The 18,370-nt window shown below is 71.2% G+C and carries 11 protein-coding genes; 5 read left to right on the top strand and 6 right to left on the bottom strand.

Features of this window, described 5'->3' with window-relative positions; genetic code table 11:
• Positions 1 to 504 precede the first annotated feature (504 nt).
• Complete coding sequence (locus CKO28_RS05620; protein ID WP_200339621.1) at positions 505 to 1,806, top strand: MFS transporter; 1,302 nt, start codon at positions 505 to 507, stop codon at positions 1,804 to 1,806.
• Between the two features lie 129 nt (positions 1,807 to 1,935).
• On the opposite strand, the gene CKO28_RS05615 is transcribed toward CKO28_RS05620, so the two are convergent.
• Positions 1,936 to 2,439 carry a hypothetical protein gene (locus tag CKO28_RS05615; protein WP_200339620.1) on the bottom strand — a complete coding sequence of 168 codons (504 nt, stop codon included), beginning with the start codon at positions 2,437 to 2,439 and terminating at the stop codon, positions 1,936 to 1,938.
• A 601-nt stretch (positions 2,440 to 3,040) separates the two neighbouring features.
• Here CKO28_RS05615 and CKO28_RS05610 point away from each other — a divergent pair.
• Both CKO28_RS05610 and CKO28_RS05605 read left to right on the top strand, forming a co-directional pair.
• Positions 3,041 to 4,174, top strand: a complete 1,134-nt coding sequence (locus CKO28_RS05610; protein ID WP_200339619.1) for an IS5 family transposase — start codon at positions 3,041 to 3,043, stop codon at positions 4,172 to 4,174.
• Positions 4,171 to 4,512, top strand: a complete 342-nt coding sequence (locus tag CKO28_RS05605) for a hypothetical protein (protein WP_200339617.1) — start codon at positions 4,171 to 4,173, stop codon at positions 4,510 to 4,512. Before CKO28_RS05610 ends, CKO28_RS05605 begins: the two co-directional genes overlap by 4 nt.
• A gap of 113 nt (positions 4,513 to 4,625) precedes the next feature.
• Here CKO28_RS05605 and CKO28_RS05600 read toward each other — a convergent pair whose 3' ends face one another.
• From CKO28_RS05600 to CKO28_RS05590, 3 genes are all read right to left on the bottom strand, one after another.
• Entirely contained in the window at positions 4,626 to 6,095 is a 1,470-nt protein-coding gene (locus CKO28_RS05600; RefSeq protein ID WP_242480355.1) for an ATP-binding protein, read from the bottom strand.
• 488 nt (positions 6,096 to 6,583) lie between these two features.
• Positions 6,584 to 8,863 carry an NADP-dependent malic enzyme gene (locus CKO28_RS05595; RefSeq protein WP_200339615.1) on the bottom strand — a complete coding sequence of 760 codons (2,280 nt, stop codon included), beginning with the start codon at positions 8,861 to 8,863 and terminating at the stop codon, positions 6,584 to 6,586.
• A gap of 315 nt (positions 8,864 to 9,178) precedes the next feature.
• Positions 9,179 to 9,727 (bottom strand): hypothetical protein, encoded by a 549-nt coding sequence (locus tag CKO28_RS05590; RefSeq protein ID WP_200339614.1) that lies wholly within the window; start codon positions 9,725 to 9,727, stop codon positions 9,179 to 9,181.
• Between the two features lie 399 nt (positions 9,728 to 10,126).
• Between CKO28_RS05590 and mutS the strand changes: the two genes are divergently transcribed.
• Positions 10,127 to 12,781: a DNA mismatch repair protein MutS gene (gene mutS / locus CKO28_RS05585; RefSeq protein ID WP_200339648.1), complete on the top strand. Its 2,655-nt coding sequence runs from the start codon at positions 10,127 to 10,129 to the stop codon at positions 12,779 to 12,781.
• 416 nt (positions 12,782 to 13,197) lie between these two features.
• Here the strand turns inward: mutS and CKO28_RS05580 are convergent, their stop codons facing one another.
• The gene (locus CKO28_RS05580) at positions 13,198 to 14,388 is read right to left on the bottom strand and encodes an MFS transporter (protein ID WP_200339613.1); all 1,191 of its coding nucleotides are present in this window, start codon (positions 14,386 to 14,388) and stop codon (positions 13,198 to 13,200) included.
• Positions 14,385 to 15,008: a TetR/AcrR family transcriptional regulator gene (locus CKO28_RS28260; protein ID WP_242480353.1), complete on the bottom strand. Its 624-nt coding sequence runs from the start codon at positions 15,006 to 15,008 to the stop codon at positions 14,385 to 14,387. Before CKO28_RS28260 ends, CKO28_RS05580 begins: the two co-directional genes overlap by 4 nt.
• A 167-nt stretch (positions 15,009 to 15,175) precedes the next feature.
• Here CKO28_RS28260 and CKO28_RS05570 point away from each other — a divergent pair, with 167 nt between their 5' ends.
• A complete protein-coding gene (locus CKO28_RS05570; protein ID WP_242480352.1) occupies positions 15,176 to 18,199 on the top strand; it encodes a [protein-PII] uridylyltransferase in 3,024 nt (1,007 codons plus the stop codon).
• Positions 18,200 to 18,370 lie beyond the last annotated feature (171 nt).

Here is an 18,370-nt window from a genome sequence, read left to right as displayed (position 1 = left end):
GGGGCGTGTCGCCGAAAAAGCACGCGGCCCGGTCCGCCGTCAACGCGCCCGGTCGCGGCCGCCCGCGGGCGCATCTTGGCACAGGGGGTCGGTTCGGGCGCTTCGCCCCGCGGGCCGCACGCGAAAACGGCCGCGGCACCCGATGGGGGGCAGGCGCCGCGGCCGAGACACACACGCTGGTACACACGCGGTGTACGCCTTGCCGGGCGGCGGGTCCGGGGGGAAGGAATCCGCCGCCCGTTCGCCAGCCGTGAGGAGGTGTGGGGGCACCTTGGAGGCCGGCTGGAACCTCCGTCACAGAGAGGGGATCTCCGTGATGTTAAGCCTCGCCCCGGGCTGTGACCGAAGTTGGCCTGCAATGCGGCGGAAATGTGGAAACGACCAACCGGCGGGGCCGGCGCGACCGTGGGGAGGCAGCCGGCCGGCTTCCATTCGTCACCCGGCAACGCCACCCCCGGATCAAACCGGTTTGGTTTGCCAACCCGCAGCCTCTAGGCTGCCGGCATGCCCGATCCCGCCGCCGTCTCCGCCAGCGCCCCGCCCGCCCGCCGCCGCGCGATCGCGGCCTGGTGCCTGTACGACTGGGCGTCCAACGCCTGGCCGACGGTAATCTCCAGCTTCGTGTTCGCCGCCTACATGACCCGCGAGGTCGCGCCCAACCCCGAGGTCGGCACCGCCTGGTGGGGCACCGCGACCGCGCTCGCCGGGATCGTGGTCGCGCTGGCGAGCCCGCTTTTGGGCGCGATCGCCGACCGGTCCGGCCGGCGCAAGCCCTGGGTGGGCGCGTTCACGGCGCTGACGGTGGCGGTCGCGGCGTGCTTGTGGACGGTGGCGCCGGAGGCCGACCTGCTGCTGCGCGGCAGCGTGCTGATCGCGCTGGGCACGGCGATGTTCGAGCTGAGCCAGGTGTTCTACAACGCCATGCTGCGCGAGATCGCGCCGGCGGGGAAGCTCGGCCGGGTGTCCGGCTGGGCCTGGGCGCTCGGCTACGCCGGCGGGTTATCGTGTCTGACCACCTGCCTACTGTTGCTGGTGTTTCCCGAGCCGCCGCTGTTCGGCCTGGACGCCGCGGCCGCCGAGCCGGTGCGCGCGAGCGCGCTGGTGGTCGCCGCCTGGTTCGCGCTGTTCAGCCTGCCGTTCTTCTTGATTGTCCCGGACCGCCCGGCCAGCGGCCTGTCGACGACGGCGGCCGCGCGCGCCGGCCTGGCGCAGCTGATCGCCAGCCTGAAGCGGCTGTGGCCGGACCACCGGGCGATCGCCCACTACCTGATCGCCCGGATGATCTACACCGACGGGCTGAACACGCTGTTCACCTTCGGCGGGGTCTACGCCGCGGGCACCTTCGGCATGGGCTTCCGCGACATTCTGATTTTCGGGATCGTGCTCAACGTCGCCGCCGGGCTGGGGGCGATGACCTTCGCCTGGATCGACGACTGGATGGGCCCGAAGCGCACCATCCTGATCTCGCTGGTCGGCCTGATCGGCTTCGGCGTCGCCGCGCTCGCGGTCGACAGCGTGAGCGCGCTCTACGTCACGGGCTGCGGGCTGGGGCTGTTCATCGGCCCGGCGCAGTCGGCCAGCCGGTCGATGATGGCGCGGATGGCGCCCGCTCACCTGCAGACCGAGATGTTCGGCCTGTACGCGCTGTCCGGCAAGGCGACCGCGTTCGTCGGCCCGGCGCTGGTCGGCTGGGTCACGCTCTGGGCCGGCAGCCAGCGCGCCGGGATGGCGACCATCCTGGTCTTCTTCGTGGTCGGCCTGGCGCTGCTGTGGCGCGTCCCGGCGCCCAAGGGCGAGGCGGCTTAGCCGGGCGCGGGGGACGTAAGGGGGCATCCGCCTCCCGACGCCCTGCCAAACTGATTCCCCTTCTCCCAGCGGAGGAGAGGGGATAAGGATGAGGACGAGAGGGGACAGAAAGCGCCCTGCCGTTCGAACTCAGGCGGTCTGTTCGACCGGCTCGCGGCGGATCCGGTTGGCGGCGCGCTGTTCGGAGAAGGCGACGTTGAGGTCGCGCCAGCGCTTCTCGGTCAGCTGGCGCAGGGCGTGGCGCTCGTCGCGGCTGAGCGCCCAGTAGACGACGTTGCGCCCGGGCTCGGAGAGGAAGAAGTACTGCTCCGCGACCCGCCAGGGATCGGCCGAGAACAGCTGGCGCGAGCGGGTCAGCCACTGCCGCCAGGCGGCCGGGGTGCGGGTATCGCGGGCGAGCTGCTCGGCGCGCACCTCCGCCGCCGTCACCTCGCGGCGGTAGACCCGAATCTCGTCGGTCTTGAGCACGTGGGTCAGCAGATAGGTGCGCGCCCGCAGCGGCACCAGGCCCAGGAACTCGGCGACCAGGTCCAGGTCGCCGTACGCCCGCACCGCCCGCAGCCGGTCGGACACGCGGCGCTTGTCGTGGTCGCTCAGGGGCGTGGTCGCTGGGGTCGTGGCTTGGGAGGTCATCGCACGCCGTCCGCTCGTCGAAACCGTGAAACTCACCGTCGGTCGCCTGGCGATCGGCGGCCCCCCTGCGCCGCGGGACAACCGCCGATCCTTGACGGATCGTTTCACGCCTCCCCCGCGGCCCGCCTGCGCACCCGCGACACGAACCCGACGTGTTGCGTCATATGCGCGTGCCGCGCACCCAGCGCCCCGACGGTCGTGCGACCGCCGCGGTGAAACCGGGCCTCACACCCCCACCGGGGGATCGGAAAATGTGACTACCGGGCCCGCCGTTCATCGCGGCCGGGTCTGGCCCGACCGCCGACGCGGTTCCGCCGCACTTGCACGCGGAACGCACGGAAGCGCTTGCCTTCGTACCTGCTCAACCCCACCCCCCTGTGGTTCGGGCGATGTGAGCTGGGCTGCGCGCTCCAGAGCCGCCGGTTGACCCCGGGACTCCGGGGGGGTGATTCCGGAATGGTATGACCCGCCGGGAGGAACTGGAGCAGCACTCCAAGGACGAGCCGACCGGCCACATCGTCAGGCTGCTGAAAAATCCTGGCTGACGCGGGCCATGCGGGCATGATTCCGTGATCTCCATCATCGTCACGGAGGTGCCGAGTTGCGTGGGTGTGATCGCCGTTCCGGAAGCCTGTTCAGCTACGTCGATCTTGAGCAGCGTGTTCCGTCGGATCATCCGCTGCGAGTGATCCGGACGGTCGTCGACGACGCACTGCAGGAGCTGTCGCCGACCTTCTCCGAGATCTACAGCAAGCGCGGCCGCCCGAGCATTCCACCGGAGCGGCTGTTGCGCGCGCTGCTGCTGCAGATCCTGCATGGCCTGCGCTCCGAGCGGCAGATGATGGAACGGCTGGAGTTTGACCTCCTTTTCCGCTGGTTCGTGGGACTGGGGATCGACGATCCCGTCTGGCATTCGACAGTGTACGCCAAGAACCGTGACCGGTTGTTCGAGAGCGATGTCGCCGAGCGCCTTCTCAACGCGGTGCTCGACCATCCCAAGGTCAAGCCGTTGTTGAGTGGCGAGCACTTCTCGTTGGACGGCAGCCTGATCGATGCCTGGGCGTCCATGAAAAGCTTCCAGCCGCGCGAGGCGCATGATGGCGGTGGCGATGACAATGGCCAGGCGTCCGGTGGTCCCGACCTGGATCAGAGCCGCAACCCGTCGCGCAACTTCCGTGGCGAACGACGGTCCAACCAGACCCATGCCTCAACGACGGATATGGATGCCCGGCTGTTCCGCAAGGGGCCGGGAAAGGAGGCGCGGCTCGCCTACATGGGGCATGTGCTCATGGAGAATCGCAATGGCTTGGTCGTCGGCACGCGGACGACCCGGGCTCATGGATCGGCCGAGCGTATGGCGGCCCTGGAGATGGTCGCCGACCTGCCGACCCGTCCTGGTCAGACGCTGGGCGCCGACAAGGGTTTCGACACGGGCGACTTCGTGATAGAGTTACGAGAGATGGGCGTGACCCCGCATGTCGCACAGAACAGCTACGTCACCGACAAGGCGCGACGACGCTCCGCGATCGATCGACGAACCACTCGCCATCCCGGCTATGCGGTCAGCCAGCGCGTGCGCAAACGCATCGAGGAGGTGTTCGGCTGGGCCAAGAGCGCCGGCGGTCTGCACCAGGTTCGCCATCGCGGGCTGAATCGCGTCGGGGCGCAGGTCACGCTCGCCGCGACGGCCTACAACCTGGTGCGCCTGCCCAAGCTGATCGGAGGCACGGCATGAGCGATCCGGCGCTCTGCCAGGTGGTGGGCCGCTGGCGGATCACCGGCTCCGACATGTGGGACCGGGACTTCCTGGACCTCGCCAACCCGGCGCGCTTCACCCTCGACGATGCCGGCCGCGGCGAGATCGACTTCGGTGCGGTGCAGCTCGATCTGGACGTCGAGTACGGTCGGCAGATCGTGTTCTTCCGGTTCGCCGGCTTCGACGAGGGCGATGAAGTGCGGGGCGACGGATCCGCCGAAATCGCGGACGACGGCACCCTGGAGATCGAGCTCCACTTCGTCGACGGCGACGAGCCCACCCTCACCGCGCAACGCGAGACTTCTTCAGCAGCCTGACATCGTTGCGCTGGAAAAACGCATTGCCGACCGGCGGGGCAGTGCGATGGGCCATCAACGGCATGCGCCGCCAGCCCCAAGACCGATCGCGCGCCGGGGGCGCTGTCGCCGCCCTACTGCGCCGCCTGCTGGCCCTGGTCGTCCGCGGCCTCGCTGCCGCCCTCGGCGGCCGGCAGGTAGACGGTGAAGCGCGAGCCCTCGCCGGGCGTGCTGTCGATCTCCAGCTGGCCGCGGTGGCGGTTGACGATGTGCTTGACGATCGCCAGCCCCAGGCCGGTGCCGCCCAGTTCGCGCGAGCGGGCGGTGTCGACCCGGTAGAACCGCTCGGTCAGGCGCGGGATATGCTTGCGCGGGATGCCCTCGCCCTGGTCGATCACCGCCACCGCCACGCCGCGCCGCGCCCGGCGCGAGGGCCGGCCGGTGGCGCGGTCGGCCGGGCCCGCCTCCAGGCGGATCGCGGTGCCCTGGCGGCCGTACTTGACGGCGTTGTCGATCAGGTTCTGGAACACCTGGGTCAGCTGGTCGGCGTCGCCGATCACCGCGGGCGCGCCCGTCACGGCCAGCTCGACCGTCATGCCCTTCTTCTGCGCCCGGATCTCGGCGGCGTTCTGGACCCGCTCCAGCACGGCGCGCAGGTCGGCACGCTCGGTCGGGGGGGTGTGCTCGTCGAGCTCGATCCGCGACAGCGACAGCAGGTCCTCCACCAGATGCGACATCCGCTGCGCCTCGCGCTGCATGATCTCCAGGAAGCGCTCGCGCGCGTCGGTGTCTTCCTTGGCCGCGCCCTGCAGCGTCTCGATGAAGCCGAGCAGGCTGGACAGCGGGGTGCGCAGCTCGTGGCTGGCGTTGGCGACGAAGTCCGCGCGCATCTGCTCGGCGCGCTTGATCCCGGTGACGTCGTGCAGCGAGCAGACCGCGACCGCGCCGTCCGGCCCGCGCGACGGCAGCCGGGCGACCCGGGCGGAGAAATGCTGCTCGATCTCCCCGCTGTTGGCGGCGAAGTCGATCTCCTGGTCGGCGCCGCCGGCGAGCACGCGGTCGACCGTCTGCAGCAGGTCCGGGTGGCGCAGCACGCTGGCGAGGTCGCGCCCGACCACGCGTTCGGAGAACAGCTGCTTGGCCGCCGGGTTGGCGCCCACCACCCGCCCGGCGCTGTCGATCAGCAGCAGCGGGTCGGGCAGGCCGGACAGCACCGCCTCGTTGCCGGCGACCACGGCGCGCAGCTCCCGCCGGCGCGACTGGCGCTCGCGCGCGGTGTCGGCGATCGCCTGCCCCAGGGCCGGGTCCAGGCCGGGGCTGTCGACCGCCGGCGGGTTGGGCAGCTCGCCTTCCTCGTTCCACAGGCCGCGCAGCTGGTCGACGTAGGCGCGCAGCGCCGCGACCGCCCGGAAGTGCGGGGCGAGCAGCAGCCCGACCCCGGCCAGCACGGCCAGCGCGCCCAGCAGCGCCGGCAGCAGGCCGAGCGCGCCGGCGCCGACCAGCACCAGCAGCACGCCGAGCGCGGGCGCGCTGAGCCACAGGATGGCGCGCAGGATCCGGGCGGGACGCGGGGTGTCGCTCATGCGGTCGATCCGGGTGGCCATGGGCCGGGGCCGCCTTCCTGGTGATTGGCCGGCCGCGCGGAAGCGGTAAAACGCGTCCCATCAGTCGGTTAGGCTGCGACGTTAGCACACGGCCGTTACGTTTTTGTGCAAGGCACGCGCGCCAGACGCGAAAGGCGGTACCGCTGGCGCCGAACCCGTCGCCCTCCTCCACGCGGGAGGAGGCGTTAGCGGAGGGGGGATCCCGGATCGATGCCGCGGGCAGCCTCCTCTCCCTGGCCGTCTCCTCCCCGTGAGACTTTTACACGTGGGCAGGGGCAGCCGTGTAGCGTGCTTCGACACGCCAGCCTGCGGCTGGCGTGTCGAAGCATGAATCGAGATTTAAGTTTCTGATAAAACGGCAACTTCATCCTGAGTAGGACGCCGAAGGCGTCCGTGTCGAAGGACCTCATACGCGCGTTTGGCGAGCCGTGCAAAAGTCTCTCCCATCGGAGGAGAGGGGACAAGTTCTGCCGCTATCTCCGCGGCCTTCAAATCAATCCCTTGCTGCGGATCGCATCATAGGCGGTCAGCGCCGCCGCGGTCACGGTGTCGTTGACGGTCGAGCCCATGGAGACGATCTGCGCCGGCTTGTCGAGGCCGATCAGCAGCGGCCCGATCACCGATCCGCCGCCGATCTGCTGCAGCAGCTTGGCCGAGATGTTGGCGGAATGCAGGGCCGGCATGATCAGCACGTTGGCCGGCCCCGACAGGCGGCAGAACGGGTAGAGTTCCTGCATCAGCGCGTAGTCGAGGGCGACGTTGGCCTGCATCTCGCCGTCGTATTCGAAGTCGACCGTGCGCTGGTCGAGCACGCCGATCGCCTGGCGGATGCGCTCGGCCTTCTCGCGCTTCGGGTTGCCGAAGTTGGAGAACGACAAGAGTGCCACCCGCGGCTCGTGCCCCATCGCGCGCGCCTGCGCGGCCGACTGCCCGGCGATGTCGGCCAGTTCTTCGGCGGTGGGCAGTTCGTGCACGCTGGTGTCGGCGATGAACACCGTCCGGCCGCCCTGCAGCACCATGTTGAGGCCGAACACGCGGTGGCCCGGGGTGGGGTCCAGGACCTTCATGATGTCCTTGAACGCGACCACGAACGACCGGGTCAGGCCGGTCACCATGCCGTCGGCGTTGGCGTGCTCGACCATGCAGGCGGCGAACACGTTGCGGTCCTGGTTCACCAGCCGCTGGCAGTCCCGGTACAGCAGCCCCTGGCGCTGGTGGCGGGCGTACAGGAAGTCGGTGTAGGGGGTGTTGAAGTCGCTGACCCGGGCGTTGTGGATCTCCAGGAAGTCCGCCTCCACGCCGATCTGGCGCATGGTGGCGTTGATCCGGTCCTCCCGGCCGACCAGCACCGGCTGGCCGTAGCCGCCGTTGTGGAACGCGATCGCCGCGCGGATCACCTTCTCCTCCTCGCCCTCGGCGAACACGATCCGCTGCGGGTCGGCGCGCACCGTATCGAAGATCTGCTGCAGGCTGGCGGTGGTCGGGTCCAGGCGGGCCGACAGCTGCTTCTCGTAGGCCGCCATGTCGCCGATCGGCACCCGCGCCACCCCGGTCTCCACCGCCGCCTTCGCGACCGCCTTGGGGATCGCCTCGATCAGGCGCGGATCGAACGGCGCCGGGATGATGTAGTCCGGGCCGTAGCGCAGCCGCTTGCCGGCGTAGGCGGCGTCGACCTCGTCGGGCACGTCCTCGCGCGCCAGCTCGGCCAGCGCCCGCGCGGCGGCGATCTTCATCTCCATGTTGATGGTGGTCGCCCGCACGTCGAGCGCGCCGCGGAAGATGTAGGGGAAGCCCAGGACGTTGTTGACCTGGTTGGGGTAGTCGCTGCGCCCGGTGGCGATGATCGCCTCGGGCAGCACCTCGCGGACCGCCTCCGGCGTGATCTCGGGGTCCGGGTTGGCCATGGCGAAGATCAGCGGCCGGTCGGCCATCGCCCCCACCATCGCCTGGTCGACCGCGCCCTTGACCGACAGGCCCAGGAACACGTCCGCGCCCGCCAGCGCGTCGGCCAGGGTGCGCCGCTCGGTCGGCACGGCGTGCGCCGACTTCCACTGGTTCATGCCTTCCGTGCGGCCCTGGTAGACCACCCCGCGGGTGTCGCACAGCAGCACGTTGTCGTGGCGCACGCCCATCGCCTTCATCAGATCGGCGCAGGCGATCCCGGCCGATCCGGCGCCGTTGATGACGATCGTCAGGTCCTCGATCCGCCGGCCGGTCAGGTGGCAGCCGTTGATGATGCCGGCGCCCGCGATGATCGCGGTGCCGTGCTGGTCGTCGTGGAACACCGGCACGTCGAGCAGCTCCTTCAGCCGCTGCTCGATCATGAAGCACTCGGGCGCCTTGATGTCCTCCAGGTTGATGCCGCCGAAGGTGGCGCCCAGGAAGCGCACGCAATTGACGAACTCGTCGACGTCCTCGGTGTCGACCTGCAGGTCGATGCCGTCGATGTCGGCGAACCGCTTGAACAGGACCGCCTTGCCCTCCATCACCGGCTTGGACGCCGCGGCGCCCAGGTTGCCCAGGCCGAGCACCGCCGTGCCGTTGGAGACGATCGCGACCTCGTTGCCCTTGGCGGTGTAGTCGTAGGCCGCCTGCGGGTCCTGTTGGATCTTCAGGCAGGGATAGGCGACGCCGGGCGAATAGGCGAGCGACAGGTCGCGCTGGGTGGTCAGCGGCTTGGTCGCGCGGATCTCCAGCTTGCCGCGACGCTCGCGCGCGTGCAGCGCCAGCGCCTCCTCCTCGGTGATGCGCGCCTTGTTGTTGGTCATGAAAAGTCTTCGTGGGCTCCCCAGGGATCGCGTTGGCCTCTATTGTGCGCGGTTTTGGGTGCCGGCTGGTCAGCCGCCGCGCGCGGGCCTTGTCGCGGAGATCAGGTTGGACGGGGGATCGTAGACACCGCCGGGATGCTCCGGCAAGGGCGCGCGATGGCGCCGCGCGTCCCCTCTCCCTTGACGGGAGCGGCAGGGGCCGGCGCGCCGGATGGCGCGTGGGAGGGTGAGGTTGGCGCCCCCGCGAGTCGCCCTCACCCTGTCCCGCTCCCGCGCTGGGGAGAGGGGACCCGCCGGGATGCTCGTAGCGCGCGCTTACTGGTCGCCTTCCGCCTCGCGCTTCGGCCGCTCGTGGGTGTGCACGGAGTACGCGCCGTGCTGTTCCAGGAGTTCCACCGCCTTGGCCTGCGTCGCCGGGTCCTCCGCGCGGACCCAGAGCAGGATCGCGCCGTTCTCCGCGGCGCGGGCGAACTCCTCGGTGTGCGGGGTGGCGCGGATGTCGCGCAGCAGGTCGCCGATCGCATAGCCGGTGAGCCCGGCGCCGATCGCCCCCGAGACCAGCGCGCCGACCGGCCCGGCGGCGACCGCGATGAAGCCCGCCGCGGCGATCGGGCCGATGTAGTTCGCCTCGTCGACCAGGCCGCTCATCGTCTCGCGGAACACCTCGCCCGGGCTGTCGGCGGCGGAGATCGATTCGTGGGTGTCCAGAACCGACAGGTCGGCGTGCTGGAAGCCGGCGGCGCGCAGGTCCTTGACCGCCGCCTTGAAGCTCTCGCGGGTCTCGAACCAGCCGACGACCTCGATGGTGTGGCCGGTCGTGTCCGGGTGCTTGCCGTAGGCGCTGGGGGTCTCGTTCTCGGCCACGGGGGTCCTCGTGCTCTTGGTCGCTGGGGCCAGAATCCCCTCTCCTCCACATGGGAGGAGAGGGCTAGGGAGAGGAGGTAGCTCGGGGCATTGCCGACCCGTGGCGCCTCCTTACCCTGACCCTCCTCCCGCTGGAGGAGAGGGAACCCGCCGAAGCGTTGTGCAGACTTGCTCCGGTTCGGGTCGCGCCTCTCTGTTTAGCCCGTGACCCGCCCGCGGACCAAGAGGTGCGTTGCGTGGCGCCGACGTGCCCGCGCGTGCTAGATTGCGGGCCGGTTTTCACATCCCGATCTAGCGCAGGCCCAACCCTTCTTGACCGACAGCACCGCCGCCCCCGCGCAGGAGTCCGCCGAGGCGACCCAGGCCGCCCCCGCCAAGGACAGCGCCGCCGCCACCCCGATGATGGCGCAGTACCTGGCGGTCAAGCGCCAGCATCCGGAATGCCTGCTGTTCTACCGGATGGGCGATTTCTACGAGCTGTTCTTCGACGACGCCCGGCAGGCCGCTGAAGCGCTGGACATCACCCTGACCCGGCGCGGCCAGCACAAGGGCGAGGAGATCCCGATGGCGGGCGTGCCGGTGCACGCCGCCGAGGCCTACCTGTCCCGGCTGATCCGGGAGGGCTTCAAGGTCGCGATCTGCGAGCAGATGGAGGACCCGGCGAGCGCCAAGAAGCGCGGCGGCCACAAGGCCCTGGTCAAGCGCGAGGTGGTGCGCCTGGTCACCCCCGGCACGCTCACCGAGGACGAGCTGCTGGACGCCCGCCGGCACAACTACCTGACGGCGGTGGCGGAAGTCGGCGGCGCGCTCGGTCTCGCCTGGGTCGACGTCTCCACAGGCGACCTGCAGGCCCAGCCGGCGGCGGCGGAAGGCCTGCCGGCCGCGCTCGCCCGCCTGAACCCGGGCGAGCTGCTGGTCTCCGAACGCCTGTTGGCGCGCCCGGAGATCAAGCAGGCGCTGCAACCCTGGCAGGCGCTGCTGACCCCGCTGCCGGGCAGCCGGTTCGACAGCCAGAACGCCCGCAAGCGCCTGGAGGACGCCTTCGAGGTGCAGGCGCTGGAGGCGTTCGGCGCGTTCACGCGGGGTGAGACGGCGGCCGCCGGCGCGCTGGTCGACTACGTCGCGCTGACCCAGAAGGGCGCCTTGCCCTACCTGCGCCCGCCGCGGCGGCTGGCCGAGGGCGCGGTCATGGAGATCGACCAGGCGACCCGGCGCAACCTGGAGCTGACCCACGCGCTCTCCGGCGGCCGGCAGGGTACGCTGCTCGCCACCATCGACCGCACCGTGACCGGCCCCGGCGCGCGCCTGTTGAGCCAGCGCCTGTCCGCGCCGCTGACCGACACGGCCGAGATCGCCCGCCGGCTGGACGGCGTGCAGGCGCTGGCGGACGCGCCGGCGACGCGCGGCGAGCTGCGCCAGCGGCTCAAGCACACCCCGGACGTGGAGCGCGCGCTGTCCAGGCTCACGGTCGGCCGCGGCGGGCCGCGCGACCTGGCGGCCTTGCGCGACGGCTTGACCCAGGCGGCCGGCATCCGCGGCGTCCTGAGCCAGGCGTTCGAGACCGGCGCGTCGGGCGTCGCCGGCGCGCCGGAGCTGCTGACCCGGGCGGCCGGCGAGCTGGGCGACCACGCGGCGCTCACCGACCGGCTCGCCCAGGCGCTCGCCCCCGACCTGCCGACCCTGGCGCGCGACGGCGGGGTGATCGCCCAGGGCTTCGCGCCGGAATTGGACGAGCAGCGCAAGCTGCGCGACGAGAGCCGGCGGCTGATCGCCAACCTGCAGGCGACCTACCAGCAGCAGACCGGCCTCTCCGCGCTCAAGATCCGGCACAACCAGGTGCTCGGCTACTACGTCGAGGTCACGCCCAGGCAGGCCGAGCAGCTGCCCGCCGACGGGCCGTTCATCCACCGCCAGACGCTCGCCAACGCGGTGCGCTACACCACGACCGAGCTGGCCGACCTGGAGCAGCGGATCGCCCAGGCGGGCGACCGCGCGCTCGCGATCGAGCAGCAGCTGTTCCAGGAGCTGGTCGCGGCGGCGACGGCCGAGGCGCGCGAGATCGACCGGGCCGCCCGGGCGCTGGCGGAGATCGACGTCGCGAGCGCGCTCGCCGAACTCGCCGACGAGCAGCGCTGGACCCGCCCCAAGGTCACCGACGACACCCGCTTCGCGGTCGACCAGGGCCGCCATCCGGTGGTCGAGGCCGCCTTACGAAAGCAGGACGAAGGCCCGTTCGTCGCCAACGACTGCGACCTGTCGGACGACAGCCGGCTGTGGCTGGTCACCGGCCCGAACATGGCCGGCAAGTCGACCTTCCTGCGCCAGAACGCGCTGATCGCGGTGCTGGCGCAGATGGGCAGCTTCGTTCCGGCCGACCGGGCGGAGCTGGGCGTGGTCGACCGGCTGTTCTCGCGCGTCGGCGCGGCGGACGATCTGGCGCGCGGGCGCTCCACCTTCATGGTCGAGATGGTCGAGGCGGCGGCGATCCTGAACCAGGCGGGCCCGCGCGCGCTCGTGATCCTGGACGAGATCGGCCGCGGCACCGCCACCTTCGACGGGCTCTCGCTCGCCTGGGCGTGCGTCGAGCACCTGCACGACATGAACCGCTGCCGCGGGCTGTTCGCCACCCACTACCACGAGCTGACCAGCCTGCAGGGCCGGCTCTCCGCGCTCGCCTGCCACACCATGCGGGTCAAGGAATGGCAGGACGAGGTCGTGTTCCTGCACGAGGTCGCCCCGGGCGCGGCCGACCGCTCCTACGGCATCCACGTGGCGAGGCTCGCCGGGATGCCCGACGCCGCGATCCGGCGCGCGGAAGAGGTGCTGGAGACGCTGGAGAAGGGCGAACAGGCCGGCACCCTGCAACGCCTCGCCGACGACCTGCCGCTGTTCGCCGCGATGGCGGAGAAGACGCAGCCGGCGGCGAAGCAGGCCGAGGGACACGGGCCGAGCGCGGTCGAGCAGCGCCTGGCGGAAGTGAACCCGGACGAGCTGACGCCGAAGCAGGCGCTGGAGTTGGTGTACGAGCTGCGGGGGTTGGCCGGCGGGAGCTAGGCACCGTTCGTAGGGTGGGTTCGCGCAGCAACCCGCCGTGTCACCGGCGGCACGGCGGCCGTTTCCGCGAACGCCGTGCCAACCACCTCTCCCTCCCACGCGGCTAACGCCGCGCGGGCCCCTCCCTCTCCCCCAGGGGCGGAGAGGGGACTTCGCGCCGTGCCCCCAACGTTACGGCCGTGGAACGCGCATCGCAGCGGGTCCCCTCTCCGCCACTGGGAGGACAGGGCCAGGGTGAGGAGGTTGCCCGCAGCCGTTCGAGCGGCACGCCGCCACGACGCCGTCTTGGCCCGGCGCGGCCGGTTCGGCGGTTTGCCGCTGGCGCGGCAAACCCTGCCGATGGCGCGGGGGCCGCGCGAAGCAGGCCACTCGAAAACGCGCGAACGGCCGGGGAGGATCCGTGGGGCGGCGGGCGCTCAGCCTTCCTCCGCGGGGGCTGCCTGACCCGCGCGGGTCAGCCAGAGCGAGACCAGCGCCACGCCCAGCCCGAGCGCGGCGAAGCTGCCGAATGCGGTGCCGTGGCCGGCCTGGGCGATCATCCAGCCGCTCGCCGAGGAGCCGGCGACCTGGCCGGCCGCGACCGCGAGGAACGGCATCACCGAGCCCAGCGCCGGGTGGTCGGCCATGATCTCGGTCCCGCCGATCAGGTAGAGGCCGGTCAGGGTCATGTAGGCGGCGCCGAACGCCGCCGCGGAGACCAGCACCAGCGCGAGCTGCCCCGGGTCGGCCGCCAGCAGGGTGAGCGACGCGGCCATCGCGGCGGTGGCGAAGGCGTGGCTGCTGGCCGGCCCGTGCTTGGCGATCAGGTCGCCGGCCGCCCCTCCGGCCACGCCGCCCAGCCCGACGGCGAGCCACATCAGCGCGCTTTCGCGCGCCCCCAGGCCGCCCGCCTGGACCGCGAAGTCGGGCGCGAACACCCAGTAGAGCGCGCTGACGAAGCCGGTCGCCGCGGCGAGCGCGGACAGGCAGGTCATATCGGCCCATTGCCGGCGGGTCGGGCCGGGGACCTCGCGCGGGTCCTGCGCCGGGCGCGCGTCCTGCGCCGGGCGGGCATGCGCCGGCAGGAACACCGCCGCGGCCAGCACGCCGACCGCGGCCAGCCCGGCGAAGCCGAGGTAGGCCGGCCGCCAGGCGTCGGCGAACAGCAGCACCGCCGGCCCGGCGAGCGCGACGCCGATGCTGGTCCCGGCGTTGACGGCGGCGTTGACCCGGCCGCGCTGGACCTTCGGCACCACCCGGTGCACCGCCGCCGCCATCGACGGCGTCGACAGGCCGGTCGCCACGCCGCACACCGCCACCCCCAGCGCCAGCATCCAGGGGCCGGGCGCGGTGGCGATCGTCGCCAGCCCCGCGAGCGCGAGCGCGATCGCCGTGACGCCGCCCAGCTTGGCGCCGACCCGCCGGACCAGCGGCGGACCCAGCAGGATCGCGCCGACGAAGCTCGCGAACGGGATCGACCCGATGACGCCGGCCAGTTCGGGGCTGATCGCCATATCCTGCCGGATCGACGGCAGGAACAGGCCGAAGGCGAAGCGCGCCAGGCCGTAGGTAACGGCGATCAGGCCGCTGCCGAGCAGGGCCATGGCGAGCGCGGGGCGGCGGGTCATGGCGCCTCCTTATGCGGTGTGTGGTCGGGGGCTTCTGTCTCGGGGGCGCCGTGGTCGGGCGCGTCGTCGTCGGGGGTGGCCAGCAGGGCCGCGATGCTTGCGCGGACGTGGCGCAGGGTGGCCTCGGCGCCGAACAGCGGCACGCTGCTGTTGGCCCCTTCCAGCACCAGCATCAGCCGTGCCGCCAGATCGCCGTCGTCCGGGTAGCCGTCGCGGGCGAGCGCGTCGGCCAGCCGACCGCCGAGTTCCCGCTTGGCGGCGAGCGCCTGGTCGCGGATCTCCGGCGCGTGCTCGGCGAACTCGCCGGCCGCCTTCATCAGGAAGCAGCCGTGCGGGCTGACGGTGGCGAGCCACGCCCCGTGCGCCTGCACCAGCGCCCAGGTCGCCCGGCCAGGCGGGGCGTTCTCAATGGCCGCGTCAACCTCGGCCAGGAAGCGCGCCTGCCGGCGCGCCAGCACCGCGGCGACCAGCGCGTTCTTCGAGCGGAAATGGTTGTAGAGCGTCATCCGCACCACGCCGGCGGCCTGCACGATCCGGTCGATCCCGGTGGCGTGAAAGCCCTCCGCGTAGAACAGGCGCTCCGCGGTTTCCAGCAGCAGGTCGCGTTTCGCCGTCGCCATCGCGCGCTCCTAAATTAGACTGACCGGTCTGTCTATTCATATCATGCTGCGGTGCGTCAAGACCGGTGCCGCGTGCCGGAGTCGGGCCCGCCCTGCGGGCCGGCGGTTCGACCGCGCCGGTCCGGCGTGCGATACTGCGCGCCCGAGACAGCCGACGAGGATTTGCCTTGGCGAACAGCCCCGAAAGTCCCGCTCCCGAACGGGTGGCCCAGACCGGCCGATCCCAGACCGGCCGATCCGAGACCGAGGTCGCCGAGAGCGACCTGCGCGGCGCCGACCCCGCCGGACCCGCCGGCCCCGCCGAGCCGGCCGCGGACAGCAGTCCGGGCGCGCCGGGGACCGCCGGCCGGCACCTGCTGGAGCCGCCGACCGCGCACGCCATTCCGGACCGCACGGCCGTGCTCGACCGCACGCGGCTGGAAGCGGAGCTAACGCAGATCGCCGGGCCGCCGATCCCGCCGGAGGAGGCCCGCAACACGCCGCAGGGCACGGCCGACCCGAAGACGCGCACGCAGGTGCTGCGGACCCTGAAGACGCACCTTAGGACCGGGCGCACCGAGATCCACCGCCGGTTCTACGAAGACAACGCGACCGGCCGGGCGGTGATGCAGGCGACCTGCTACCTGGCGGACGAGCTGATCGGGGCGATCCTGGGCCACGTCACCCAGCGCCTGCACCCGCTCGCCAACCCGTCGGCCGGGGAGAAGATCTGCCTGGCCGCGGTGGGCGGCTACGGCCGCGGCGAACTGGCGCCGCAAAGCGACATCGACCTGTTGTTCCTGCTGCCCTGGAAGATGACGCCGCACACCGAGCAGGTCGTCGAGGAGGTGCTGTATTTCCTCTGGGATCTCGGCTTCAAGGTCGGCCACGCCACGCGCAGCGTCGACGACTGCCTGCGCATGGCCAAGGGCGACGTGACGGTGCGCACCAACCTGCTGGAAAGCCGGCTGCTGTGGGGCGACCGCGCGCTGTTCGACGAGCTGACCCAGCGCTACGCCGAGGAGCTGCAGGCCAAGACCGCCGCCGAATTCATCGAGGCCAAGCTCGCCGAGCGCGACGAGCGGCACAAGCGCCTGGGCGACAGCCGCTACCACCTGGAGCCGAACATCAAGGAGGGCAAGGGCGGCCTGCGCGACCTGTCCACCGTGTTCTGGATCACCAAGTACGTCTACCAGGTCGCCAACGCCGCCCAGCTGGTCGACCGCAACGTGTTCACCCGGGAGGAGGCCAAGCGCTTCGACAAGGCGCAGGCGTTCCTCTGGACCCTACGCTGCCATCTGCACTTCCAGACCGGCCGGCCCGAGGAGCGCCTGACCTTCGACCTGCAGAAGGACATCGCGCCCTTGATGGGCTATCACGACCACGCCGGCCAGGCGGCGGTCGAGCGGTTCATGAAGCACTATTACCTGGTCGCCAAGGACGTCGGCGACCTGACCCGGATCGTCTGCGCCCAGCTGGAGGCGGAGCACAAGCGCACCCGTCTGCTGCGCCTCCCCGGGCTGGGCCGCAACAAGACGCTGGAGGGCTTCAAGGTCGAGGGCGAGCGGCTGTCGGTCGCCGAGCCCGGTTCGTTCCAGCGCAAGCCGGTGCGGATCCTGAAGATCTTCGAGGTCGCGCAGCGCCGCGGCCTGGACATCCATCCGCGCGCGCTGCGCTGGATCACCCAGAACCTGAAGTTCATCGACCGCAAGCTGCGCGAGGACGCGGAGGCCAACCGCCTGTTCCTGCAGATGCTGACCAGCCAGCACGACCCGGAGACGACGCTGCGCCGGCTCAACGAGGCGGGCGTGCTGGGCCGCTTCCTGCCCGACTTCGGGCGCATCGTCGCGCAGATGCAATACAACATGTACCACCACTACACGGTGGACGAACACACCATCTTCGCGATCGGCGAGCTCGCCAAGATCGAGCGCGGCGCGTTGGTCGAGACCGCGCCGATCGCGAGCGAGGTGGTGCACAAGCTGCTGTCGCGCCGGGCGCTCTACGTCGCGGTGCTGCTGCACGACATCGCCAAGGGCCGGCCCGAGGACCACAGCGAGAAGGGCGCCGAGATCGCCCGCAAGCTGTGCCCGCGCCTGGGCCTGAGCGACGAGGAGAGCGAGACGGTGCAGTGGCTGATCCTGCACCACCTGGACATGACCAAGGTCGCCTTCCGCCGCGACCTGGAGGAGCCGCGCACGATCCGCGACTTCGCCGCCACGGTGCAGTCGGTGGAGCGGCTGCGCCTGCTGTTGTGCCTGACGGTGGCCGATATCCGCTCGGTCGGGCCGGGGGTCTGGAACAGCTGGAAGGCGGCGCTGCTGCGCGATCTGTACTGGAACACCAAGGACGAGCTGACCGGCGGCTTCAACGCCGAGGCGCGCGACCGCCGGGTCGCCAAGGCGAAGGACGAGCTGGCCCAGCGCCTGACCGATTGGACCGAGGCCGAGGTCGAGACGCACCTGGACCGCGGCTACCCGTCCTACTGGCTGTCCTGCGACGCGGCCACGCACGAGCGCCACGCCCGGATGATCCGCACCGCCGAGCGGGAGGCGCGCGCGCTCACCGTCGACACCCGGATCGACGACTACCGCGGGGTCACCGAGATCACCGTCTACACCGCCGACCACCCGGGCCTGTTCTCGCGCATTTCGGGCGCGCTCGCGGTCGCGGGCGCCAGCATCACGGCCGCGCGCATCTTCACGCTGAAGAACGGCATGGCGCTCGACACCTTCTGGGTGCGCGACGCCCAGGGCGGCCGGTTCGACCGGTCGGACAAGCTGGCGCGGGTGGCGAGCGTGATCGAACGCACCCTGGCCGGCCGGATCCGCCCGATGCAGGAGCTGGAGAAGCAGCGCTCCGGCTTGCCCAGCCGCTACGATTCGTTCCGCGTCGCGCCGCGGGTGCTGATCGACAACACGATCTCCGCCAAGCACACGGTGATCGAGGTCAACGGCCGCGACCGGCCGGGCCTGCTGTACGAGCTGACCCAGGTGCTGACCAAGGCCGACCTGATGATCCACGCCGCCAAGATCTCGACCTACGGCGAGCGGGTGGTCGACGTGTTCTACGTCCAGACCGCCCTGCGCGATAAGGTCGACAGCGAGCAGAAGCTCCGCCGGCTGCGCCAGAAGCTGGGCGAGGTGCTGGAAAGCCAGCCCGGCGGCGGCAAGGCCGGTCAGAAGGCGTCGGCCGGACGCGGCGCTAGCTAGAGCAAGATCAAGGCCGACCCGACCGTCATCGATTTTGCTCTCGGGCTCCGGGCCGGTGCATGCAGGCTAGATCCAGGGTTTTCGGCACGCGGATGACACACCGCGTTCATCCCGCAGTGATGCGCGCCTTGCTATCTGTCCATCGTTAGAAGGCCGCATTCAGCCAAGGAG

Source organism: Rhodovibrio sodomensis (assembly GCF_016583645.1).
GTDB lineage: Bacteria > Pseudomonadota > Alphaproteobacteria > Kiloniellales > Rhodovibrionaceae > Rhodovibrio > Rhodovibrio sodomensis.
Note: the sequence above shows the minus strand (reverse complement) of the source record. Positions and strands in the feature narration are given on the sequence as shown.